The sequence below is a fragment of the Ameyamaea chiangmaiensis genome (assembly GCF_013376175.1).
GTDB classification, from domain to species: domain Bacteria; phylum Pseudomonadota; class Alphaproteobacteria; order Acetobacterales; family Acetobacteraceae; genus Ameyamaea; species Ameyamaea chiangmaiensis.
In genome coordinates, this window is record NZ_JABXXR010000016.1 from 1 (window position 1) to 22,991 (window position 22,991).

Consider the following 22,991-nt stretch of genomic DNA (forward strand, 5'->3'; position numbering starts at 1 on the left):
GACCGACTGTCAGGCGCGGCGCGGTAGCGGCGGCGCGCTGTGCATGGCCTCCCTCGGCCGGGTCGCGGCGGCATCGGCGCGTCCCAGAACAGACCAGCCCGTCGCCTCTACCAGAAGTTCCAGCGCCTCGGTTCCCAACAGCGAATTGCCCTGTTCGTTCAGCCCCGGCGACCACACGGCGATCGACGCGATTCCGGGGACGATGGCCAGAATGCCGCCACCCACGCCGGACTTGCCCGGCAGCCCCACCCGCACCGCGAACGAGCCCGATCCGTCATAGTGTCCGCATGTCATCATGACGGCGGCCACCGTCCGCGCCGTGCGCGATGCGATCGCCATGCCCCGGCGAGAGGGCGCACGGCCGCCCGTCATCAGGAAACGTCCTGATTCCGCCAGTTGCCGGCAGGTCATGGTCAGGGCGCACTGATGGAAATACTGCCGCAGGACCGCCGAGGTATTGTTCTGCACCGTGCCGAAGGTGCGCATGTAGTTGGCCAGCGCGACGTTGCGGAACCCGCTGTCATATTCCGCGCGGGCGATAGCTTCGTCGTAGCGCACGGAGGCGCCGTCGTCGGTCAGGGATCGCATGAAGGCCAGAAAGTCGTGGCGTGCCTGCTGGCGGCCAAGACGCGTAATCAACTGGTCGGTTACTACGATCGCGCCCGCGTTGATGAATGGATTGCGCGGAATGCCGTGCTCGCTCTCAAGCTGCGTGATCGAGTTGAAGGCACTCCCCGAGGGTTCCTGCCGGACATGGGTCCACAACGTACTGCCCACGGTCTCCAGGGCCATCGTCAGGGCATGCACCTTGGAGATGCTCTGGATCGAAAACGGCTCTTCCGCATCACCGGCGAGGTGCATCCGGCCATCGGCCTCCAGCACTGCCAGACCGAACTTGCGCGGGTCCACCGCAGCGAGCGGCGCGATGTAACGGGGCAGCACGCCCCGGTCGCGGCGGCGGCGCAGCTGGGCGGTAATGGCGGTCAGGATAGGCGCGAGATCGGTGGTCATCGTGGGGTGTCATACTCTGTCGGTCAAAAAGGCCGGAGGGTGTCCGCGCGCCGAGCAGAGCATATTTCGGGGTGGGTGTGATGAACTTCCCCGTGTGTTCATGCAAAAATCGCATATCAGATATGGTATTACCGAAAATAACCGTCGGGGCGGGAGGCGACCGTTCCGCGCGGTCCGGCAATTGGCGCTTCCCCTGACGCGCCGGCTGGTGAACACTCACCCCCACCAGCAGGAGACGCCGATGAATGTGACGGTCACCGACCCAGTTTTCGACCTGCCGCGCGGCTGCACGTTCGACGCGGCGGACTGGGCGATCCTCGCCCGCTGCTGGTATCCGGTCGCGGTCGCGCGCGACGTCGGAGACCAACCGGTGGGCGGTGTGCTGCTCGACGCGCCGCTGGTGATCTATCGCGCGGATGGGGTGCTCGTGGTGGCTGACGATCTGTGTCCGCATCGCGGGGTGCCGCTGAGCATGGGCGTCGGCGACGGTCGGACGATCGCCTGCGCCTATCACGGCTTTCGCTTCGGGGCGGAAGGGCGGTGCGTGCGGGTGCCGGCCCATCCCGACAACGCGATCCCGGGCAAGCTGCACCTGCGCACCTATCCCGCGATCGAACGCTACGGACTTGTCTGGACCTGCCTGCGTCCGGAGGGGGAGGCCGTCCTGCCGCCGATGCCCCACTGGGACGATCCGGCCTACCAGCAGATTACGTGTCCGTGGATCGACATCGGTGGCTTTGCCGGCCGTCAGGTCGAGGGCTTCATCGACGTCGCGCATTTCGCCTTTGTCCACACGGCGACCTTTGCCGACCCGGGCAATGCCGTGGTGCCGTCCTATGTGCCGCGCCGCACGGCGGACGGGTTCGAGGCCGAATACCGCAGTTCGGTGGCCAATTATCCGGTCGGTATCGTGGGCAATGCGCCGCCCGGGTTTGAGTGGCTGCGGCATTTTCGCGTGCACCTGCCGTTCACGGCGACGCTGGAGATTCATTTTCCCGACGACGGTCGTCTGGTGATCATGAACGCGGCCGCGCCCGTCTCGGCGCGCAAGACGCGCATGTTCGCGCCGATCTGTCGCAATTTCGACACGGGCGGCCCCGTCGAACCGGTTTATGAGTTCAACCGGCGCGTCTTTGAAGAGGACAGGGCACTGGTCGAAGCGCAGAAGCCCGAGAACCTGCCGCTCGATCCCACCCTGGAAGCACACGTCATGGCTGACCGGAGTTCCATTGCCTACCGGCGTGGGCTGAAGGACATGGGATTGAGCCGCTTCTTCACCGCCTGAGGTTGCCTCATGGCGTTTCGGGCAGGCGCCAGTCGATCGGCGTGAGGCCGTGTTCGACAAGATAGGCATTGGCCCTGGAGAAGTGGCGGCAGCCGAAAAACCCGTTATAGGCCGACAGCGGCGACGGGTGTGCTGCCTTGAGCACAAGATGGCGGGAGGCGTCGACAAAGCCGGCCTTGCGTTGCGCGTAGGCACCCCACAGCATGAACACCAGTGGCCGGTCCTGTTCGTTGACCCGCGCGATGACCGCGTCGGTAAAGCGCTCCCACCCCTTGCCCTGATGGGACGCGGCGCGGCCGCGTTCGACGGTCAGCACGCTGTTGAGCAAAAGCACTCCCTGCCTGGCCCAGGACTCGAGAAAGCCGTGACGCGCGGGGGGGATGTCCAGATCGGTGTGCAGTTCCTTATAGATGTTCACCAGCGACGGCGGCGTTCGGATGCCGGGTTGCACACTGAAGCACAGACCATGTGCCTGATTGTCGCCATGATAGGGGTCCTGGCCGAGGATCACGACCTTGACCTTGTCCAGCGGCGTCAGGTCGAGGGCGCGGAAATAGTCCGCCCCGCGCGGGAAGAGGGTCGCGCCGCTCTCGCGCTGGGCAAGGAGAAACGCTTTGAGGTCCTTCATGTAAGGGGCCTCGAACTCGGCACGCAGGGCGGTTTTCCAGCTGTCCTCCAGCTTCACGGTCGTGGTCATGGTGGTGTGTCTCCTTGGGGGTATTCAACTCTGCCGTGGCGCTCTTGGCCAGAGGGGGGGAGGCACGGTGGTCAACTCGTTCCCGCTATGGAATAACGGGTGAAAGCTGGACAGAAGGACGCGTTCGATGCGGATTGATGAACTGGTGGCGTTGCGTCACGACCTGCACGCCCACCCCGAAACCCGGTTCGAGGAATTTCGTACCAGCGACGTCGTGACCGACCGTCTGCGCGCCTTGGGGTATGAGCCGGTGCGCGGTCTGGCCGGGACGGGCGTGGTTGCAACCCTTCGGGGCGCGGCGCCGGGACCGTCCGTTTTGCTGCGTGCGGACATGGATGCCCTGCCGATTCTCGAGCGGACCGGCAGGGCCTATGCATCGACCGTCGAGGGCAAGATGCATGCCTGCGGGCATGACGGCCATATGGTGATGCTGCTGGGTGCGGCCGAGGCGCTGGCGTCCGCGCCACCCGAACGCGGCACGCTGCATTTCTGCTTCCAGCCCGCCGAGGAGGGCGGGGCCGGCGCGCAGGTCATGATCGATGACGGTCTGTTCGAGCAGTTTCCGACCGATCGCTGCTTTGGTCTGCACAACTGGCCCGGCCTGTCCCGTGGGCGGCTGGCCGTCCGGTCCGGCCCGGTCATGGCGGGCGGCTGGCGTTTGCGCATCACCGTCATGGGACGCGGCTCCCACGCCGCGCAGCCGCACCTGTCGATCGATCCGATCACGATCGGCGCGGCCTTCATTCAGGAAGCGCAGCTGCTGATTTCGCGTCGGTCCAACCCTCTGATCCCGGCCGTGTTGTCCCTATGCACGTTCGACGCCGGATCGGCCGACAATGTCATTCCCGACCGCGCGGTCATCACCGGCACCATTCGCGCGCTGGATCAGACAGTGCTGGATACACTGCGCGATGCACTCGTGGTGCTGGGCGAGGGCATGGGCCGTTCGCACGGTGCCACGATCACGGTCGAAAGCATGACGCCCTATCCGGTCACGATCAACACGCCAGCCGAGACAGATCTGGTGCGCGGCCTGATGCGGCAGATGGATGGTGAGGGATTTGACGATGCCATCATGGACGTGCCGCCGAGCATGGCGTCGGAAGATTTCGCCTATATGCTGAACCGCAAACCTGGCGTCTACGCCATGATCGGCAACGGCGACAGCGCCGCCCTGCACGCGCCGGAGTATGATTTTGACGACGCGGTCATCGAACGTGGCGTGGACTATTGGGTCAGGTTGGCACATCACGCGCTTGCTGCGGCCTGAGGCACGCTCACGGATAGGGTGCTCGTATCGTCTCCAGAACCAGCCGGGCCGACGGGCTGATGGCCCGGCTGCGCGCCCACACGACGCCCATGGCCATGAGCAGGGACTCGGGTGGCATCGTCACGTCGGGCGTCTGGTCCGGCCTGTTGGAGAACAGCGTCTCCAGACCAACGATCCTCAGGGCGTCGGTTTGTTCCTGGATTTCGAAGCTGCTCAGAGGCGAGTTGATTTCGATGACACGCTCGGGCGGCGGCAGGCGCCGGCTGCTGAGCAATGCATCGAACCGGTCGCGCATGGCCATGCCGCGCAGCGGTAGAAGCCACATCCGGTCAACATAGCGCGGCCAGTCGTCCATGATCGCGGGCATGGAAATTTTGCGTTTGCCATCACCTATTCCGCACAGCACCGTATGCAGGCACTGACTGTCGAGCGACGGCCAGGTCTCGATGCCAAGAAGATCGATTAATAAAATATCGTAACGATCAGCCACCAGCTCGTTCAGCATCTGGCGACGCATCCCGTATTCGCAGGTTAACGTCAGGAACGGATGCTGGTTCTTGATCGCGGCGAACCATCGCGGAATATGGGCCTGCAGGGCCGGGGCCTGAAAGCCGATGCGCACCGTGCCCCGCAGGCTGTCCTGCACGGCGCACAGATCGGGCGACAGCAGTGTCAGGTCGTCGGCGATTCGTTGGCCGACCTCAAGCAGCCGTACACATAACTGTGTGGGCGTCAGTACCCCGCCACCACGTTCGAACAGGCGCCCATCCAGCAGGGTTTCCAACTCGATGCAGGCTTTGGACACGGCGGCAATCGAAATCCCCAGAACGTCCGCGGCACCACGCATGGTGCGCGTGTTGTCGAGCACATCCAGCATATGGAAATGTCTTAGCTTGAGTACGCGTCGCAGATCCTGTGGGGACGCTGATGGTTTTGTGCGTTTAGTGTTGCTCATATGTTCGATCCGGGAAAAACGTCGTTTACGATCGCGCGGCATGTCCAATTTCATCGTCGTTGTATCAGATGACCCCACGCCTTCAACTTTTTGGTTGAACGGTTTCAAATCTTATTCGCTTTTGAGTTGCGTTACGTTCATGTCACATTAAGAACGAAAGTACGTTTCGGAAACATATTGGCATAAAATTTCCTCATGTTCGAAATGAGGAACTATAAAGTGTCCGGGCGGGTGCGGTGTTCTGTCTCCGTCTGTCGATATGCGTGATGAATTCTTTCATGTTTTGACACATTCATCGCCGCGGATGCCGTTCGGCATAACGTCACGATGATTTCTTTCATGCGCCGGAGACACCATGAACAGGCATTCCTCTTTCTCATTGCGCGGGCGCGGCCGTCTTGTGGGAGGAATCGCGGCTTTATGTCTGTATCCGTCGCTCGCCCTTTCGCAGACCGCGGCCAAGCAGAAACCGGACGCGGTCCCCGACACGGGCGAGGCGGTTGTGGTGACCGGTGCGCGTGGCGTGAAGAGAACGGTCACGAAATCGACCGCCCCCATCGACGTGATTTCGTCCAAGGAACTTCTGCGGACCGGCAAGGCGTCGGTGATCAGCCAGCTTAACAACCTGGTCCCGTCCTTCAACAGCCCCTACCGGGCCGGTGGAGGAACCTCGACGATCATCGCCACAGGTGCTCTGCGCGGTCTCAATCCGGACCAGACGCTGATTTTGGTCAACGGCAAGCGGCGGCACAAGACGTCGCTCATCAACGCCGTATCGTCGTTGTATAACGGGTCGGTTCCCACGGACCTCGACATGATCCCGGCATCCGAGATCGATCATATCGAGGTGCTCCGCGACGGTGCAGCGGCGCAATACGGGTCCGACGCGATCGCCGGCGTTATCAACATCATTCTGAAAAAGAAATCGCATGGTATGGACTCCACCTTCACCGGGGGCGCCAATGCGGACCGTGGTGATGGTGAACAACTCCAGTGGCTCAACAATGCCGGGACGACCATCGGGCGCGATGGCTATTTCAATCTGTCGCTGGATATGAAAAAGCAATATGCCTCCAACCGTGCGAACCCGATCGCGCAATCGGTCCAGCTTTATCCCAAGGTCAACGGTCAGCCCGATCCGCGTGAGGCGACGGCCGATCGCATGGTGACCACCAACTATGGCGCGATGCCGCAGGAGAGCCTCCTGGTAGGCTATAACGCCGGTTACGATTTTGGTCGTGTCACGTTTTATACCTTTGGCACGTTTGGTATTCGTGACTCCGACCTGAATTACAGCTTCCGTTCGGCAACGAACGCGAACTCCCTGCCGCAGGTCTATCCAAACGGCTTTTATCCGCGCGTTGTGGTGCATGAGCAGGACTACCAGTTTGCCGCCGGCCTGAAAGGTACGCAGTGGGGATGGGACTGGGATCTCAGCACCACCTATGGCCAGAACCAGGCAAAGCAGACCGCCGATCATACGATCAACGCCAGCCTGGGGCCGAGCAGCCCGCTCGACTTCTATGTCGGAACGCTTGAGTCGAGCGAATGGGACAACGCGTTTGATATCACGCACGGCTGGAAAGTGCTCGGACATCTGCAATCATCGCTCGGGTTTCTGCATCGTCTGGAGACCTACCGTATCCGTGCAGGCGATCCGGCCAGCTACGCAGCTGGCTCATACGTCAATAATGGCGCTCTGACGACGCCGGGCGCCAACGGTGCCAGTGGCTTTACGCCCGAAGATGCCGGCTTCATGCAGCGTAATAACATGGCCGGGTATGTCGATCTGGCATGGGACCCGACACGCAAGATTTCGATCGGGCTTGCAGGGCGCTATGAGCATTATGACGATTCCAGCGGGAATTCGGCGATCGGCAAGCTGACCGGCCGGTACCAGATCACGCGCTGGCTGGCGATCCGCGGCACGATGAGCAACGGTTTTCGTGCGCCGTCCCTGGCACAGGATCTGTACGCGTCCACGACCGGTCAGTTCCGGTTGCAGAACGGGTCTCTCAACCTGCTCGACATCAAGACGTTGCCGGTCAATTCGCCGGCGGCGCGCGCATTGGGTGCCACCCCTCTGAAGCCCGAAACGTCGGCCAATTTCAGCGCCGGCATGGTGCTGACGCCATTCCATAATTTTAACGTGACACTCGATGCCTATCAGATCGAGGTATTCGACCGGATCGCCCTGACCGGCACACTCACCGGCAACGCCGTGTCCAGAATTCTGGTCGCCAACGGCCTGTCGCCCGATATCAGCGCGCAGTATTACTCCAACGCCATGAATACCCGTACTCGTGGTCTGGACGTGGTCGCAACCTACGCGCATCCAGTCGGGCGGTTCGGGTCGATGCAGTGGAACGTGGGGTGGAACTACAACCAGACGGTCATTACGAACATCAAGCAGAATCCCTCACAGCTTAGCAGTCTGGGATCGTCGTATGTCCTGTTCGACCGTCTGTCGCAGGGCTATCTGACAAAGGCGCTGCCCAAGACGAAGCTTTCGATCACCAATATCTGGACGTGGCGCGGCTTCACCTTCAACACCCGGCTGACACGGTTCGGCAGTTACACAATTTTGCAGAACTCGCCCAGTAGCGACCGCACATTCGGGGCTCGGGTCATCGTTGACGAAGATATTTCGTATCAGATTAATCGTCATCTGAATGTCGGTATCGGTGCCAACAATCTGTTCAATACCTACCCCAGCTCGAACGGTATCTACAATGCATTGCTGGGGCAGTCGCAGTATCCCGGCACATCCCCGTTCGGATTCACCGGTGGCTATTACTACGGCAGGGTTGGCGTCAGCTTCTGAGTCGTTACAAAGAGTGCTGAGACATTAGAGAGGAATAACGAGGCATGACAGGACAGTTTCGGCGGCTTCGCCGTGCGGCGTATGCCGCGAGCGTGGCCGTGAGTGCCCTGTGTGGCGTGGCCCATGCGGCCCCCGCTTCGCATGGTGAAATCCTGTGGGACACGTTCGGTGTCCCCCATATTTACGGCAAGGACGAGGCCTCGATCTTTTATGGCTTTGGCTGGGCGCAGACGCACAGCCACGCCAATATCCTGCTCAAGCTGTATGGCATTGCACGGGGCAGGGCGGCTGAATATTGGGGGCCTTCGCAGGAAGAATCTGATCGGTGGCTGATCGCCAATCGCGTTTATGAGCGCGCGGGCGTTTGGTACAAGCAGCAGACTCCGCAGTTCCGCGCGGATCTGGATGCTTTTGCCCATGGCATCAACGACTACGCCGCCAAACATCCAAACGAGATTGATCCGTCGGTGCGCATGGTGCTGCCGATCAGCGGCATCGATGTCGTCGCGCATGCTGAACGCCTGATGAATTTCATTTATATAGCTTCGGAACAGCATGCGCTTGGTGGGCCGCCGTCGCATGCCGCAGGCGGATCGAACGCGTGGGCGATCGCGCCATCGCGCACGACCGATGGCCATACCGTGCTTCTGGCGAACCCGCATTTGCCGTGGGCACCAGGATTTTTCACCTATTACGAAGCGCATATGAACGGGCCGGGAATCAACCTATATGGTGCAACCCAGGTCGGTCTTCCGGTTCTGCGTTTTGGCTTCAACAATGATCTGGGCTTTACCAACACGGTGAACACGATCCTGGGGGCTGTGCATTTTCGTCTGACACCCGACGGCGATGGCTATCGTCTGGATGGCAAACGGCATGCGTTTGACAAGACGACGTATCACTACAAAGTTCGTCAGGCCGACGGCACGCTGGCTGATAAGAGTTTTGTTCAGGAATACGCCGTACAGGGGCCGGTATTCACACGCGCCGATGGTGTGAAAGTCGCGGTGTATGTCGCGGGCCTGGATCGTCCGGGCATGATGAAGCAATATTGGGATATGGGCACGTCACATGACTTCGCCCACTTCCAGAGCGCCGTGAAGACACTTCAGGTCCCGATGTTCAATATCGTCTATGCCGATCGGGCCGGGCATGTGATGTATCTGGACAACGGAATCGTGCCCAAGCACGACAGTGGTGATTTCGCCTACTGGAGCGGCGATATTCCGGGCGACACGTCCGCGACCATACCGCACGGCATCCTGCCGTATGAAGACTTGCCCAAGGTTATCGATCCTGCCAGCGGCTTTGTCCAGAATACGAATGATCCGCCGTGGGTCGCGACCTACCCGCGTGTTTTGTATCCGGACGCATACCCTGCCTATCTTGCGGTGCGTGGCCCGATGTCGTTCCGCAGCCAGCAATCCGTCTCGATGCTGGCAGGTACGGATAAATTCTCGTACGACCAGATCGTGGAGAAGAAACTCAACACCCACGCGTTACTGGCCGACCGTATTCTTCCCGACCTTCTGCGCGCGGCACGTGACGATCATCGCCCGGAAGTGCGACAGGCGGTCGCTGTACTGTCCGCCTGGGACCACGCCGACAATGCCGATAGCCGGGGTGCGTTGCTGTTCGAGACATGGGCCAGCCTGTTCGCGGGGCCAAAATTTGCCGATTTTGGCAAGTTCGGCCACGCTTGGTCGCTTGATCAGCCGATCGAGACGCCCTATGGCCTGAAGGATCCGAAGGCGGCCGTCGATCTTCTGGCCGAGGCGGCGGTCAAGACGAAGCAGATCTACGGCGCCATCGATCGCCCGTTTGGCGAGGTGTCCCGCTTCCACCTTGGCAACGTCGATCTGCCGGGCAATGGCGGTTTCGGCAATACGGGTATCTTCCGCACTATCACCTGGTCGCCGATGAAAAATGGCGAGCGGACCCCCTTGCATGGCGAAACATGGGTCTCGCTGGTCAGTTTCTCGACCCCGCTGCGCGCCAAGGGTTTGCTCAGCTATGGCAATTCGACGCAGCCGGGCAGCCCGCATCGTTCCGATCAGCTATCGTTTCTGAGTGACAAGACGCTCCGCGACCTGTGGTTCGCGCGCAGCGATGTCGAGAAACATGTCGAATCAACCGATACTTACTAAGGAACAAGAATTATGCGCATTTTGAAGACAATGACTGCCGGCGCGTTTGCATGCGCCGTCTCGCTTGCTTCCATGTTACACGCACAGGCGCAGGATGCGGCGTCGCTGACGGCATTCGATGGTGTCTGGAGCATCGACAACATCCATTCGAACTGGAGTGACGGAAAGTTTCCGACAGGGCGGATGAGCCTGAAAATCGACGTCAAGTTCGACAACGGTCATCTGGTGTATCATTCGAAGAATGACACCATGAAGAACAAGCCTCCCATGGAGGTTTCGTTCGACGCTGCGCTTGATGACAAGCCATACCCCGTCACGGGTTCGTCACGGTACAACTTCGTGCGCATCCGCCCCATCGGCCATAACGAGTTCGTGGTGCTTGAACTCAAGGATCAGGACGTGATGGTCGGCGCGTTGTGGACGCTGTCACCCGATGGCAAGACGCTGATGCGTTGGGGCATCGGCAAGTCGGAGAAAGGTGTCTCCAAGGCGTACCAGGAATTCTTTACTCGCGCTTCCTGACGTTTTTCAAAACGCCTATCGCAGAAACCGCAGCAGGAGCGGCGCCAGCAGCGAGGTCACAAGGCCGTTCAGGCCGATGCCCAGGGCCGCGAAAGCGGCCCCGAGCGGATCGCGGCGCGCCACCTGTGCGGCCGCGATCCCGCTGCCCGCAATCCCGGCCGCCAGCCCATGGGCACGCCAGTCGCGAATCCCCAGACGATGCAGCAGGGGTTCGCCCACCATCGCGGCGACGATCCCGCCCAGAATGGCAAAACTTGCGGTCAGGGCCGGCTGTCCGCCGATCGTCCCGGCGATCGCGATGGCAATCGGCGTGGTCACCGCCTTCGGAGCCATGGAGAGCGCCACGATGTGGTCGCCATGCAGGGCCACCACCAGTGCCACCCCGCCGACAAGCGACGTGACAGCGCCCGCCAATAGAGCGGCCGTCATGGCGCCGAGGCTGCGCATGACGTGTCCGATCGACGCCGCTAGCGGCACGGCCAGCGCCACCGTCGCCGGGCCCAGTAAGAAGTGGATCGGCGCGACGGCACGAAAATAGACCTCATAGGGCGTGTGGCTCAGCACCAGGGCCGTGCAGACGAGACCGATCGCCACCAGTACCGGATTGGCCCATGGCGCGCCGCGAAGCCTGACCTGAAGGGCGACCCCACCGAGAAAGGCCGCGAGCGTCACGCACAGCCAGACGAGCGTCCCGACCGTCGGGTCGTTGGCAAGATCATGCAGCCTGATCACGGTCGCCGTGCGCCCTCGCCACGCATGCACAGATGCATCACCCCGCCGGTCACGAGAATGGCGAGCACTGTCGATCCCACCAGCGCCACACCAATCGGCAGCGCGTTCGCCGTCAGGATCGGCCATTCCGCCATCACGCCGACGCCCGCCGGGACAAACAGAAGGCCGAGCATGGCGATCAGGGCCCGGGCGAGGCGATCGAGATCGGGGGACACGGCCGGGTGTCCCCGCCGTCCGCGCCACAGAAGCGCGCCGGTCAGCAGGAACATGCCGATCACCGGTCCCGGGACGGGGAGGGCCAGCAGGCGCTGCATCAGCGTGCCGACCAACTGGCAGGCCAGCAGGGTCAGAAACGCCGCGGGCATGACGACGCGGGCGCGGGGACGGGGGTCACCAACGGGTGGGCTTGGGGTTGCGTTCGTCAAAGCCCTTCTGATGCCAGTAGGGATAGATCGGCTCCCTATGGCTGGCATCGTCGAGCCTTGCGATCTGCTCGGGCCTGAGAGACCAGCCGATGGCGCCGAGGTTCTGTTTCAACTGCTCCTCGTTGCGCGCACCGATGACGATGTTCGTCACGGTCGGCCGCTGCAACAGCCAGTTGAGGGCCACCTGAGGGACGGAACGTCCCGTCTCGGCCGCGATCTCGTCCAAGGCATCGACCACGCGATACAGAGACTCGTCATCAACCACCGGGCCACCTTCGGAGCCGCCACTGGCGATGCGGCCGGACTGCGCGGGCTGCCCACGACGGATCTTGCCGGTCAGGCGCCCCCAGCCGAGCGGGCTCCAGACCATCAGGCCGACGCCCTGATCGAGGCCGAGCGGCATGAGTTCCCACTCGTAATCGCGGCCGATCAGTGAGTAATAGCCCTGGTAGACGACGTAACGCGCCAGACCGTCGCGCTCGGACGTGGCAAGCGATTTCATCAGGTGCCAGCCGGAGAAGTTCGAAGCCCCGATGGCACCGATCTTGCCGGCCTTGATGAGGTCGTCCAGCGCGCGAAGTGTCTCGTCGACCGGCGTCAGCGCGTCGAAACCATGCATGAAGTACAGGTCGATGTGATCGGTGCCCAAGCGCTTGAGGCTGGCTTCACACGCTCGGACAAGGTGATAGCGCGACGAGCCCATGTCGTTCGGTCCGTCGCCGGTCGGAAACGTCGCCTTGCTGGAGATCATGACCCGGTCGCGCCGGCCTTTCAGGGCCTGACCCAATACCTCTTCCGAGGTCCCGGCCGAATAGATGTCCGCCGTGTCGAACAGGGTGACGCCGTGGTCGAGGCACACATCCACCATGCGGCTGGCCTGTGCGACATCGGTGTCGCCCCACTTGCGAAAAAATTCGTTGGAGCCGCCGAAGGTCGCGGTGCCCAGGCTCAGCACCGGGATTTTGAGGCCCGACCGGCCCAGTTGTCGGAATTCCATGGTGTTTCTCCCGCCGTGTGTGGCAGCGGAAGAAGTGTAGTCCCCGACCCGGTGGCGGCAAGGGCGCCGCCCGCGAAAGGCGGTCGTGGTCACCCGATCGTGAGTCTCAGGCGCCGGTTTCAGTCGTCGTCAAGCGGTTGCACCCGGACGGCATGGCCGTTGCGGTCGTAATAGAAGATCGTGTTGCCGCGCTGTTCGGCATAGCCGTCGGGCTGACCCGACCGCGTCCAGAACAGCAGCCGGTTGTTCTCGGGCTGCTCGATGACCTTGTCGCCCTCCGGGCGATAGCGGAACTTTTCGAAGCTGCGATAGGCCTTGGGTAGGCCCGACTGCGCGGCGAGCTGGTGCATCGAGGGCTTTTTGGGCTCGTCGTCATCGTCGGCCCGCGCCGTCTGCAGGCCGCCGGCCAGAACACCAGCCACCAGGGCCAGAAGCGACCATTTCCGCGTCATCACCTGCCCTCCGCGCAGACCGTTGAAGCCTTTCACATGCGACAGTTCGGCACTCGACGCAACCGCGCCCCTGTCGCATGTGACACCCGTGCCTCAGGTTGGCGGCACGGGCTGTGGGCGGGCAAGGCTCCGGTCCACGGTTTTGGCGACCGCGCCACCATGCGGACCACCCGGGGGAAGGGTGTGATTTTTCCATCCACCGCCTAGCACGCGATACAGTGTGACAAGGTTTTCGTAGCGCGCAGCCTGCACGGTGATCATGCCTTGCTGGGCTTGGTACAGCGTACGCTGGCTGTCGAGCGCGGTCAGATAGGAATCCGTACCTTCGTGATAGCGCATCATCGCCAGTTGATAGCCGTCGGACGCCGATGCCACCAACGCGCGCAGCCGTTCGTCTTGGTCGAGATAGGTCGAACGTGCGGCCAGCGCATCGGACGTTTCACGAAAAGCCGTCTGGATGGCCTTTTCATAGGCGCGGACGTCCTGCGCCCTCTTGGCTTTCGAGTAATGCAAATTACCCGTCGCCTGTCCCCAGGTGAAGATCGGCACATCGATCTGAGGATTGACGATCCAGGTCTGGCCACCTGGCGTAAACAGGCTGCGGAACTGGCGGCTGCTTTGGCCGTCGTTGGCGGTCAACGTGATTTTCGGGAAGAAATTCGCGCGCGCCGCGCCGATATCCGCGTTCGCCGCCTTGAGCGTATGTTCAGCCGACAGGATATCCGGCCGTCGTTCCAGAAGATCCGACGGCAGACCGGCGGGTAGGTCGGTCATCATCGTCTGGCTGCCGAACGGCGCGGGCGGCGGCAGATCAGCCGGCAGAGGCGCGCCGACCAGAAGAACCAGAGCGTTTTCGTCCTGCGCCACAGCGCGTTCGTATTGCGCTTTGTTTGCCTGCGCCTGTTCAACCTGGGTCTCCACCTGACGCAGAGTCAACTGGTTTGCCGCGCCGTGGTCGAACTGCAGGCGCGTCAGGCGCAGGGTCTCTCCTTGCGACGCCAAGGTGTCGTTGGTGATACGCAATTGTTCGCGGTCGGCAAGCCACGTGATGTAGGCATTAGCGACCTGAGAGATCGTGCTGATCATCACGCTGCGGGCATTCTCAGCCTGCGACAGCTCCTGTTCACGCGCCTCGCGCGTGAGGCTGCGGATGCGGCCGAACAGATCGAGTTCGTACGACGAAAACCCGAAACCGGTGGAATAGTATTTCAAGGTCGAGATCGTCGACCCACCGACCGGTGCGAACGAAAAGCCCGCGTTGTTGGACGGCGCCTCGAACAGGCCTTGTCCGGTTACGCCCAGAGCCGGGAACAGCGACGCGTTCTGGATCTGGTATTGCGCCTGTGCCTGCTCGATGCTGGTCGCCGCCGAAAGCAGGTCGCGGTTCTCGCGCAGTGCCAGCGCGATCAGTGCTCGCAGCCGGGCGTCGGTGAAGAAGTCTTCCCATCCCAGATCTGCTGCCTGGATACGAGGATCCTTGGGCTCGGCGCGATAGGCCGAGCCCGCGGGATACGTGCCGGACACCGGAAGCTGGGGACGATGATAGGTCGGGATCAGCGTGCAGCCCGACAATGCAGCGAGCAGGAGCGGTGCCGCACGGAACACGGTTTTCGTGGACATGGCCTCAGTGCTCCTGCGGCGCCGGTGCGCCGGGCTCGGATCGGTTCTCATAGGGGTCCACGCGGTCCTTGATGCGTGTCACGCGGAACAGACGCAGCACCACGACAAAGAACAGCGGTACGAAATAGATCGCCAGAAGCGTTGCCGTGAGCATGCCTCCCACCACCGCGGTGCCGATCGCCACCCGGGCGGCAGAACCGGCGCCGGTGGCGATGGCCAGCGGAAACACACCCAGCACGAACGCGATCGACGTCATGAGAATGGGGCGCAGACGCTCGCGTCCGGCTTCGAGCACCGATTCTTCCAGTGAACGACCATTCTCGAAGAATGCCTTGGCAAATTCCACGATCAGAATTGCATTCTTGACGGTCAGACCGACGGTCGTCAGCAGACCAACCTGGAAGTAGACATCGTTGTCCATGCCGCGCCAAAGCGTCGCGGCAATGGCGCCGAGCACGCCCAGAGGAATGACAAGCAGCACGGCGATCGGGATCGCCCAGCTTTCGTACAGGGCGGCTAGGCACAACAGGATCACCGTTCCCGCAAGGGCATAAAGCGGGCCGGTGGAGCCGCCCGAGGCCGCCTGTTCGTAGGAAATTCCGGTCCAGTCGTAGCTGATGCCGGCCGGCAACTTGTCGAGGTACTGCTGCATGAACCGCATGGCGTCACCCGACGTATAGCCCGCCGCCGCCGTGCCCTGGATTTCATAGGAATTGTAGCCGTTGTAATCCTCGACCTTCTGCGGACCGACAATCCAGTTTGCCGATGCAAAGGCGCTCAACTGCACCAGCGAGTTACTCGCGTTGCGAATGTACCATTTGCCAAGATCGCTCGGCAGCAGACGGTCGCGCGGCTCGCCCTGGATGTAGACCTGCTTGACGCGGTCGTTCATCAGGAACTGGTTGACATAGATCGAGCCGAAAGCCCCCTGGATCGTGGTGTTGATATCCGCATTGGTCACACCAAGCGAGTTGGCCTTTTCACGATCGATATCGAGGTGGAACTGCGGAGCGTCTTCCATGCCCCATGGCAGCACGCGCGACAGGCGATGGTCCTGATTGGCCATGCCCAGCAGCTGATTGCGTGCCGCCAGAAGTTTTGCATGCCCGAGGTGCCCGCGATCCTCGAGTTCGAGGTCGAAACCCGCCGCGTTACCGAGTTCGAGCACCGCCGGCGGGTTGAATGCGACAATCGTGGCACGCGGGTCGCCCCAGAAATGCATCATGATGCGCATGGCGATCGCACCCGGCGCCTGCGATGCATCGGGTCGTTCGTCCCAGGGCTTGAGCCGGATGAAGAAGGATGCGGCAGTCTGGCCCTGGGCTGCGAAATTGAACCCGGTCGGTGCGAGCACCGAGATAATGTTCTTCCCCTCGGTCTTCATGATGTAGTCGGATACGTCATGGGTGACGGCCGCGGCCTGGGCCTGCGTTGAGCCAGGCGGCATTGTGACCTGACCGAAGATCAGCGCCTGGTCCTCCTCCGGTAGAAATCCCGAGTGGATACGTGTGAACAGGAATCCGGCGGTGCCTGCAATCAGGACGAAGGCTATGATCGAAAGGGCGACATGGCCGACCAGCCATTGCACGCCGCGCTGATACCCTAGCGTAAGGCGATCGAAAGAGCGGTTGAACCAGCGCGTGAAACGATTGCCCGTGCCATGGGTCGGTTTGAGCATCGTGGCGCACAGGGCCGGTGTCAAAATCAGCGCCACAAGCACCGACAGCCACATTGCGGCGCAGATCGTGATGGAGAACTGACGGTAGATCACACCTGTCGAGCCGCCGAATGCCGCCATTGGCAGGAACACGGCCGTTAGCACCAACACGATGCCGATCAGCGCGCCCTGGATTTCCGCCATGGACTCGCGCGCGGCCTGACGGGGCGACAGCTTGCGCTCGCTCATCACGCGTTCGACGTTTTCGACCACCACGATCGCGTCATCAACGAGAAGGCCGACGGCCAGAACCATCGCGAGCATGGTCAGCGTGTTGATGATGAAACCAAGGACAGCAAGAATGGCAAACGTGCCGAGCAGAACCACGGGCACCGCGATCGTGGGGATCAGGGTCGCGCGGAAGTTCTGCAGGAACAGCAGCATGACGAGGAACACCAGCGCGATGGCCTCGGCCAGCGTGATCACGACCTCTTTGATCGACAGCGTGATGAAGGGTTCGGTGTCGAGCGGATAGACCGTCTTCAGGCCATGCGGATAGAAGCGCTCCAGATTATGGATTTCCGCGTAAACGGCCTTTTCGGTCGAAAGCTGGTTCGAGCCGGGCGCCAGTTTCAACGCCAGCGCGGCTGCCGGGTGATTGTTCCACGTCGCGAGGAAATTGTAGGTCTGGGCCCCAAGCTCGACGCGAGCGACGTCGCGGATGCGAACCTGCGATCCGTCGGGCTGAACCTTGATCAGGATCTTGGCAAACTCGTCCACGGTGGTCATGCGCTGTGGGCCGATGATCGTCGCGTCCAGCCGTGCGCCCGCGACCGACGGCAAGCCGCCGATCTCACCGGACGAGACCTGTATATTCTGGGCCTCAATCGCGCTTTGCACGTCGCCGACCGTCAGCCCGTACTTGTACAATTTACCCGCGTCGAGCCAGATTCGCATCGCGAATTCCGACCCGAATAGGGTGTGATCACCCACGCCCGTGACGCGGCTCAGCGGATCGGAAATGTTCGACGCGAGATAGTCGGAGATCTGGAACGCATCCATGCTGTTGTCTTCGGAGATCAGGCCGACGACCAGCATGAAGTTGCGCACCGCCTTGGTCACGGTCAGGCCCTGGGCCGTCACTTCGGTCGGCAAGCGCGGCTGTGCCAGCTGCAGCTTGTTCTGCACCTGCACCTGCGCGATGTCGGGGTTGGTCCCCTGCGCGAAGGTCAGGTCGATTTCCATCTGCCCGGAAGCGTAGGACTGCGCCGCGATGTATTCGAGATGGTCGAGACCATACATCTGCTGAAGGATCGGGCGAACAACCGTGTTGTTGACCGTGTCAGCCGACGCGCCCGGATACGTCACGCTGATGGCGATCTGCGGCGGCGCGATGGACGGATACTGGGCGATCGGCAGGCGTGTGATCGCAAGCCCGCCCACGATCATAATGATCAGACCTATCACCCATGCGAAGATGGGGCGGTCGATAAAGAAACGTGACATGCGTGCTTACCCCGCTTTCTGAGCCGCATCCGGCGCGGAGTCGCTCGGCTGCCAGGGCACGGGCCGCACGGTCGCACCTGGTGCGGCCTTCGCTCTGCCCACGATGACCACGCGATCACCGTTCTTCAGACCTTCGTTCACGATCCAGTCACCATCGACCGTCTGAACGGTTTTGATGTTGCGGATCATGGCCTTGTTGTCATCGCCAACGATCATGACGGTCGCCTGTCCGTGTGGATCGCGGCCCACGGCCTGCTGGGGTACGCGGAAAGCGTTCGGGTCGGTACCTTCGTCGATCTCCGCATGGACGAACATGCCGGGCAGCAGCGTGTGGTCGGGATTGGGAAACAGGGCGCGTACGACGACGCTGGACGTGGCCGTGTCCACATTGACTTCGGAGAACTGGAGCTTGCCCGGCTGGTCGTATGGGTAGCCGTCCTCAAGGGTCAGCTTGACGGCTGCGGCGTTGCCGTCCGCCCGCTGCAACCGCCCGTTCGCGAGTTCACGCTGGAAGCGCAATAGGTCGGTCGCGGCCAGATTAACGTCGACATAGATCGGGTCCAGACGGGTGACGGTTGCGATCTGGGTCGTCTGGTTGGCGGTGACCAGCGCGCCGACGGTGCTTAGTGAGCGTCCGATACGGCCGGAAATCGGCGCGTTGACATGCGTGTAGGCCAGATTGGTCGCGGCGGTTTCCATCGTGGCCTTGGCCTGGGCGATATCGGCTTCGGCCTCACGCTCGGCCGCCAGGGCATCGTCGTATTCCTGACCGCTGACGGCGTGGGCGCGGGCCAGCGGCTCGTACCGCGACAGCTTGGCCTTGGCCGTCGCCTGTGACGCCTGGGCCCGCAAAAGCTGCGCGCGGTCGGCGTCGTACTGTGCCTGATAAATGGACGGGTCGACCTGATAGAGTTGCTGCCCCGCAACCACGTCGGAGCCTTCGACGAACAATCGCTTTTGCAGGACGCCGTTGACCTGCGGACGCACCTGCGCGATTTCGAAGGCCTCCGTCCGGCCGGGGAGGGAGGTATGGATGGCGGTCGCCTGGGTCTGCATCGTCAGGACCTGGACTTCCTGCGGGGGCGGCGCGCCCATCGGTTTCTTCTTTTCGCACGCCGAGAGGCTCAAAAGCGCTGAAAGCGGCAGACACAGGGTCCAATGAGGCACAGTTTTCACAACCTTGCTCCACAGCAATGGCAGCCATGCGGAACGCGATCCGGCGCAAAAAACCGCCGTTTCTGGCGGTGTCCGGTCAGCGCGATCAGGGGGTCGCATGGCAGAGGATAAGGAAACCCGTCGGTTCCGTATTGATCGGGAACTATACAGTTTCCAAATATCCGTCAATGGGTCTAGAAACGGGACTGCGTAAATTTCAATTCGTTGCCACGGAGTATCACAAGACAATGGACACACGCGTCCGGATCGACGCAGACATGGCCTCTGCCCCACAGACAGAACGGCGATGCGTCGGGCGTCCACGTGCGTTGGAAGAGTGCAAACGCCGAGATCGGATCATCGATGCCGCCACGAGTGTGCTGTGCGCCAATGGCTACCACGCGGCCTCGATGGACAAGGTCGCTCAGAAGTCGGGCATGTCCAAGAAGACGCTCTACCAGATGTACCCCTCCAAGCAGGACCTGTTCGAGGCGGTGATCGAAGACCGGATTTTCCGTCCCAAGCGCGTGCAGGTCCGCGGCGAGCTCGGCCTGGAAGAGCAGCTCGTGCACCTGCTGATCGATATGGGCAACGCCATCATTGACGAGGACCATCTCAGCCTTGTTCGCGCGCTGATCGCCGATGCGTCGCATTCGGAGGATATTCGTCGCATCCTGCGCAACCAGATCGAGATTTCGCACAAGAAGAACATCCTTTGGGTCTGGATGCACGACCAGAAGGCTGCGGGCCGCCTCGACATCGACGATCCTCAGGAGGCCGCGCGCCAGATGTTCGGCATGTCGGTGGGAGAGCTTCTTCTCGGGTCGCTGATGTGTTGCTACGACGTTCCGTCGCCGGAAGAACGCGCGGTCAGCATTCGCCGCGCGGTGCGCCTGTTTCTCCGCGCGGTTGCGCAGTCGCCTCAGCCCTCGGGGCTTCTTCCCACATTCGTGTAGAGCGCGTCGATCGCACCGTCCGTCAGGACGCGCGCCACCGGGCCGTCGGCCATGAGGCGTCCGTCGCGTAGCAGCAGGGCGTGATCGAAGCGCTCGCGCGCGCGCACGGGGTCATGCGTCGTGGCCAGAACGGTGTGGCCCTGCCGGGCGAGTTCGGCCAGGAGCATCGCCAGATGCTGCTGCTGCCCCCAGTCCAGGCCCGTTTCCGGTTCGTCGAGCACAAGCACGCGCGCCCCCTGCACAAGAGCGCGGGCGAGCAGTACGGCCTGTCGTTCGCCGCCCGACAGGGCCGGGAACGCCCGATCGGCGAGGTGCTCCGACCGCATCCGGCGCAACGCCGACATCGCGGCGGCATCCGCGCCGGTATCGGGCAAGACGGCACCGCGCAGAAGGCCGGCCTGCCCGATGCGCCCAAGGGCCACGACATCGCGCACGCGATAGGGGAAATGCATCTGATGGGCCTGCGGCACATAGGCCATCGTCCGTGCGATGGCCTGTCGCGGCAGATCCCGCAGCCGCGTCGCGCCCAGCCATACGTGCCCGGTATCCGGCGGCACAAGTCCCAGCAGCACGCGCAACAGCGACGTCTTCCCCGCACCGTTGGGCCCCAGCAGTGCGACGCGCTCACCGGCCCGAAGCGTGACGCTGATATCCTTCAGCACCGTGCGCGGGCCACGCCGCAGCCCGATATGCTCGGCGCTCAGCAGGGCGGCGGTCATGCCCAGAGCACGCGCCGCAGACGCAGCAGGGCGAGAAACACCGCGACACCCAGAAGGTCGGCCACGATGCCCACCGGAATCTCCTGGCGCGTGGCACCCCGGGCGATGTCGTCGCAGACCAGCAGGAACAGACCGCCGATCAACGCACTCATTCCGAGCAGGGGGGCCGCGCGTGGCCCGACCAGAAGCCGAGCCAGATGCGGCACCACCAGCCCCACCCAACCGATCATGCCGACGACTGAGACGGTGACGACCGACAACATGGTTGCCACGATCAACGCGCCGAGCCGGACCGCGCGGACCGGAATGCCCAGCGCTCGTGCCTCGTCATCGCCCAGGGCCAGCGCATCCAGAAGGCGTGCGCCCGCCAGAAGGAGCACGAGCCCGGGCATGAGGACGGCCAGAAGCGGCGGGATCTGCCCCGTGGTGACGGCGGCCAGACTGCCGAGCAGCCAGAACACGATATCGGGCAACTGCCGTTCCGGATCGGCCATGTATTGCAGGCTGGACAGCAGCGCGGTGAACAGCGCCGTGGCGATCAGGCCCCCGAAGACCAGCATCAGAAGCGACTCCGCGTCGAACAGCTGCGCGATCAGGATCGCGAGTCCGGCCGCGAGCATCCCGCCCAGCACCGCGCCCAGCTCGACCGTGACGCCGTGCTGTCCGCACACGATCGCGGACGCGGCCCCGAATCCGGCCCCGGCCAACACGCCGAGGAGTCCGGGGGACACAAGCGGGTTACGAAAAACGATCTGGTACGTCGCGCCCGAGACCGATAATGCCGCCCCCACGCACAGTGCACCAAGAACGCGCGGCAAACGCACGTGCCACACCAGGGCGGCGGCCGTGTCCGCGTCCGCGCCATGATGACGCACCGCACCTGTCCAGAGCTGCACCGGCGACAGGGTCAGCCGCCCGACGCACAGGGACAGGGCGGCGGCGACGATCACGAGGGCCAGCGCCCGGGCGAGGCATGCCTTCAAGGGGTGTCGGCAGCCGATGGTGGAGCGCCGATCAGGATACGATGCAGATCGTCCTCGGACAACGTGACATCGAAATAGGTGCGATAGAACGCGCGCACGAGGCCGGGTATGTCGGAAGCTCGAAACATGTCCGGATGCAGCAGGGCCGCCGCCCAGGAAAGCTGCAGCAGACTCTCCGATCCGTAGCGATCCCACGGAAAGACGCCGGCGGGGTTGGGCACCACCCGACCAGACCGCACGGCGGCCACCGATCGCCACAGGCCGCCATCCGCGTTGGGGTCGAACGGTCCGGCCGCGCTGCCGATGATGATCACCTCCGGATTCCAGGCAACGATCTGCTCGATCGTGACGGGCTTTTGCACGCCGGTGATGTCCGCCGCATTGCGACCGCCGGCCAGGGTGATCCACTGATCGATGATCGTGCCGCGACCGTCGACCTTCAAAGGATGGAGAGACAGGAGATGCAGGACGCGCGGTCGTTGTGACTCCGTCAGAGCGCCGGTTCTGGCCCGCAGCGAGCGGATACGTTCGTTCAGGGTCGTGGTGTACAGCGTCGCGCGTTGCTGGGCCAACGGCGTGTCGAGAACATCGGCGGTCAGGGTCACGGCGTGCGCCAGACCGTCAAAGTCCTGAAAGTCCATGGCGAGTGCGGGGATATTCGCCTGGGTCAATGCCGTGCGCACGGCCTCACTGGACGGATAGAACGCCAGATCGACCCCGGCGCCCAGCAGGGTCTCCGTGTTGGGCATCGGATTGTCGAGTGCGACGGCCTTTTTCAGGTCAGGCGCGAAGCGGAACATCCATGGCTGGCGCGAGGGGGTGTCGACCGTCGCCGCGATGCGCGCGGCTCCGCCCAGCATCACGACCAGTTCGTTATGGGCGTACCACAGATCGGCGATCCGCGCGGGATGGTCGGGGATAGAGACTTGGTGTCCCCTCATGTCCGTCACGGTGCGGGCGGCGAGGGTCGTCGCGTCGGTCAGCACCAGCGCCGCGATGCCCGCGAAGGCGGCACGCGCACGTCCGGACCTTCGTCGCCGCTCGTTCTGTGTTCCGCGTGCCATGACGTGCGTCCATC

At 62.8% G+C, this 22,991-nt stretch carries 19 protein-coding genes; 6 read left to right on the plus strand and 13 right to left on the minus strand.

What is annotated here, in order from left to right:
• Positions 1–9: 9 nt before the first annotated feature.
• Positions 10–1,011, minus strand: coding sequence for a glutaminase (locus tag HUK82_RS04035; RefSeq protein WP_176612721.1), 1,002 nt, complete (start codon positions 1,009–1,011; stop codon positions 10–12).
• Between the two features lie 241 nt (positions 1,012–1,252).
• Here HUK82_RS04035 and HUK82_RS04040 point away from each other — a divergent pair, with 241 nt between their 5' ends.
• On the plus strand, positions 1,253–2,296 hold the full coding sequence (locus tag HUK82_RS04040) for an aromatic ring-hydroxylating oxygenase subunit alpha (RefSeq protein ID WP_176612722.1): 1,044 nt from the start codon (positions 1,253–1,255) through the stop codon (positions 2,294–2,296).
• A 7-nt stretch (positions 2,297–2,303) separates the two neighbouring features.
• Here the strand turns inward: HUK82_RS04040 and ung are convergent, their stop codons facing one another.
• Positions 2,304–2,993, minus strand: coding sequence for a uracil-DNA glycosylase (ung, locus tag HUK82_RS04045; RefSeq protein WP_176612723.1), 690 nt, complete (start codon positions 2,991–2,993; stop codon positions 2,304–2,306).
• A gap of 127 nt (positions 2,994–3,120) precedes the next feature.
• Between ung and HUK82_RS04050 the strand changes: the two genes are divergently transcribed.
• Complete coding sequence (locus HUK82_RS04050; RefSeq protein WP_176612724.1) at positions 3,121–4,263, plus strand: amidohydrolase; 1,143 nt, start codon at positions 3,121–3,123, stop codon at positions 4,261–4,263.
• Between the two features lie 7 nt (positions 4,264–4,270).
• Here the strand turns inward: HUK82_RS04050 and HUK82_RS04055 are convergent, their stop codons facing one another.
• The gene (locus HUK82_RS04055) at positions 4,271–5,272 is read right to left on the minus strand and encodes a LysR family transcriptional regulator (RefSeq protein WP_306308911.1); all 1,002 of its coding nucleotides are present in this window, start codon (positions 5,270–5,272) and stop codon (positions 4,271–4,273) included.
• A gap of 301 nt (positions 5,273–5,573) precedes the next feature.
• Here HUK82_RS04055 and HUK82_RS04060 point away from each other — a divergent pair, with 301 nt between their 5' ends.
• From HUK82_RS04060 to HUK82_RS04070, 3 genes are read left to right on the plus strand one after another with little or no spacing between them, the layout of a single operon-like run.
• The gene (locus tag HUK82_RS04060; protein WP_176612726.1) at positions 5,574–8,042 is read left to right on the plus strand and encodes a TonB-dependent receptor plug domain-containing protein; all 2,469 of its coding nucleotides are present in this window, start codon (positions 5,574–5,576) and stop codon (positions 8,040–8,042) included.
• Between the two features lie 44 nt (positions 8,043–8,086).
• Positions 8,087–10,189, plus strand: coding sequence for an acylase (locus HUK82_RS04065; RefSeq protein ID WP_176612727.1), 2,103 nt, complete (start codon positions 8,087–8,089; stop codon positions 10,187–10,189).
• 12 nt (positions 10,190–10,201) lie between these two features.
• Positions 10,202–10,711 carry a hypothetical protein gene (locus HUK82_RS04070; RefSeq protein WP_176612728.1) on the plus strand — a complete coding sequence of 170 codons (510 nt, stop codon included), beginning with the start codon at positions 10,202–10,204 and terminating at the stop codon, positions 10,709–10,711.
• Positions 10,712–10,726: 15 nt separating this feature from the next.
• On the opposite strand, the gene HUK82_RS04075 is transcribed toward HUK82_RS04070, so the two are convergent.
• From HUK82_RS04075 to HUK82_RS04105, 7 genes are all read right to left on the minus strand, one after another.
• Positions 10,727–11,443, minus strand: coding sequence for an LrgB family protein (locus HUK82_RS04075; protein ID WP_176612720.1), 717 nt, complete (start codon positions 11,441–11,443; stop codon positions 10,727–10,729).
• On the minus strand, positions 11,440–11,808 hold the full coding sequence (locus tag HUK82_RS04080) for a CidA/LrgA family protein (RefSeq protein WP_176612729.1): 369 nt from the start codon (positions 11,806–11,808) through the stop codon (positions 11,440–11,442). Before HUK82_RS04080 ends, HUK82_RS04075 begins: the two co-directional genes overlap by 4 nt.
• Positions 11,809–11,833: 25 nt before the next feature.
• Positions 11,834–12,865, minus strand: coding sequence for an aldo/keto reductase (locus tag HUK82_RS04085; RefSeq protein ID WP_176612730.1), 1,032 nt, complete (start codon positions 12,863–12,865; stop codon positions 11,834–11,836).
• Between the two features lie 119 nt (positions 12,866–12,984).
• A complete protein-coding gene (locus HUK82_RS04090) occupies positions 12,985–13,317 on the minus strand; it encodes a hypothetical protein (protein WP_246495630.1) in 333 nt (110 codons plus the stop codon).
• 93 nt (positions 13,318–13,410) lie between these two features.
• Positions 13,411–14,937 (minus strand): efflux transporter outer membrane subunit, encoded by a 1,527-nt coding sequence (locus HUK82_RS04095; protein WP_176612731.1) that lies wholly within the window; start codon positions 14,935–14,937, stop codon positions 13,411–13,413.
• 4 nt (positions 14,938–14,941) lie between these two features.
• Complete coding sequence (locus HUK82_RS04100) at positions 14,942–18,100, minus strand: efflux RND transporter permease subunit (protein WP_176612732.1); 3,159 nt, start codon at positions 18,098–18,100, stop codon at positions 14,942–14,944.
• Between the two features lie 6 nt (positions 18,101–18,106).
• Entirely contained in the window at positions 18,107–19,195 is a 1,089-nt protein-coding gene (locus HUK82_RS04105) for an efflux RND transporter periplasmic adaptor subunit (RefSeq protein ID WP_246495628.1), read from the minus strand.
• A gap of 107 nt (positions 19,196–19,302) precedes the next feature.
• Here HUK82_RS04105 and HUK82_RS04110 point away from each other — a divergent pair, with 107 nt between their 5' ends.
• Positions 19,303–20,211, plus strand: coding sequence for a TetR/AcrR family transcriptional regulator (locus HUK82_RS04110; protein WP_212648109.1), 909 nt, complete (start codon positions 19,303–19,305; stop codon positions 20,209–20,211).
• Here the strand turns inward: HUK82_RS04110 and HUK82_RS04115 are convergent.
• Genes HUK82_RS04115 through HUK82_RS04125 form a run of 3 tightly spaced genes read right to left on the minus strand, consistent with a single transcriptional unit; the run spans position 20,178 to position 22,977 of the window.
• Entirely contained in the window at positions 20,178–20,930 is a 753-nt protein-coding gene (locus HUK82_RS04115) for an ABC transporter ATP-binding protein (RefSeq protein ID WP_176612734.1), read from the minus strand. The two genes, HUK82_RS04110 and HUK82_RS04115, sit on opposite strands and share 34 nt — an antisense overlap.
• Positions 20,927–21,913, minus strand: a complete 987-nt coding sequence (locus HUK82_RS04120) for a FecCD family ABC transporter permease (RefSeq protein ID WP_176612735.1) — start codon at positions 21,911–21,913, stop codon at positions 20,927–20,929. Before HUK82_RS04120 ends, HUK82_RS04115 begins: the two co-directional genes overlap by 4 nt.
• Positions 21,910–22,977 carry an ABC transporter substrate-binding protein gene (locus HUK82_RS04125; protein WP_176612736.1) on the minus strand — a complete coding sequence of 356 codons (1,068 nt, stop codon included), beginning with the start codon at positions 22,975–22,977 and terminating at the stop codon, positions 21,910–21,912. The genes HUK82_RS04120 and HUK82_RS04125 overlap by 4 nt, the downstream gene beginning before the upstream one ends.
• Positions 22,978–22,991: the final 14 nt, after the last annotated feature.

What these genes read in the sequence shown, in the direction of transcription:
- HUK82_RS04125 (WP_176612736.1), bottom strand. Translation starts at nt 22,977, where the DNA reads ATGGCACGCGGAACACAGAACGAGCGGCGACGAAGGTCCGGACGTGCG.
- HUK82_RS04090 (WP_246495630.1), bottom strand. Translation starts at nt 13,317, where the DNA reads ATGACGCGGAAATGGTCGCTTCTGGCCCTGGTGGCTGGTGTTCTGGCC.
- HUK82_RS04095 (WP_176612731.1), bottom strand. Translation starts at nt 14,937, where the DNA reads ATGTCCACGAAAACCGTGTTCCGTGCGGCACCGCTCCTGCTCGCTGCA.
- HUK82_RS04115 (WP_176612734.1), bottom strand. Translation starts at nt 20,930, where the DNA reads ATGACCGCCGCCCTGCTGAGCGCCGAGCATATCGGGCTGCGGCGTGGC.
- HUK82_RS04105 (WP_246495628.1), bottom strand. Translation starts at nt 19,195, where the DNA reads ATGGGCGCGCCGCCCCCGCAGGAAGTCCAGGTCCTGACGATGCAGACC.
- HUK82_RS04065 (WP_176612727.1), top strand. Translation starts at nt 8,087, where the DNA reads ATGACAGGACAGTTTCGGCGGCTTCGCCGTGCGGCGTATGCCGCGAGC.
- ung (WP_176612723.1), bottom strand. Translation starts at nt 2,993, where the DNA reads ATGACCACGACCGTGAAGCTGGAGGACAGCTGGAAAACCGCCCTGCGT.
- HUK82_RS04100 (WP_176612732.1), bottom strand. Translation starts at nt 18,100, where the DNA reads ATGTCACGTTTCTTTATCGACCGCCCCATCTTCGCATGGGTGATAGGT.
- HUK82_RS04060 (WP_176612726.1), top strand. Translation starts at nt 5,574, where the DNA reads ATGAACAGGCATTCCTCTTTCTCATTGCGCGGGCGCGGCCGTCTTGTG.
- HUK82_RS04050 (WP_176612724.1), top strand. Translation starts at nt 3,121, where the DNA reads ATGCGGATTGATGAACTGGTGGCGTTGCGTCACGACCTGCACGCCCAC.
- HUK82_RS04085 (WP_176612730.1), bottom strand. Translation starts at nt 12,865, where the DNA reads ATGGAATTCCGACAACTGGGCCGGTCGGGCCTCAAAATCCCGGTGCTG.
- HUK82_RS04035 (WP_176612721.1), bottom strand. Translation starts at nt 1,011, where the DNA reads ATGACCACCGATCTCGCGCCTATCCTGACCGCCATTACCGCCCAGCTG.
- HUK82_RS04070 (WP_176612728.1), top strand. Translation starts at nt 10,202, where the DNA reads ATGCGCATTTTGAAGACAATGACTGCCGGCGCGTTTGCATGCGCCGTC.
- HUK82_RS04110 (WP_212648109.1), top strand. Translation starts at nt 19,303, where the DNA reads ATGCGGAACGCGATCCGGCGCAAAAAACCGCCGTTTCTGGCGGTGTCC.
- HUK82_RS04080 (WP_176612729.1), bottom strand. Translation starts at nt 11,808, where the DNA reads ATGCCCGCGGCGTTTCTGACCCTGCTGGCCTGCCAGTTGGTCGGCACG.
- HUK82_RS04055 (WP_306308911.1), bottom strand. Translation starts at nt 5,272, where the DNA reads ATGAAATTGGACATGCCGCGCGATCGTAAACGACGTTTTTCCCGGATC.
- HUK82_RS04040 (WP_176612722.1), top strand. Translation starts at nt 1,253, where the DNA reads ATGAATGTGACGGTCACCGACCCAGTTTTCGACCTGCCGCGCGGCTGC.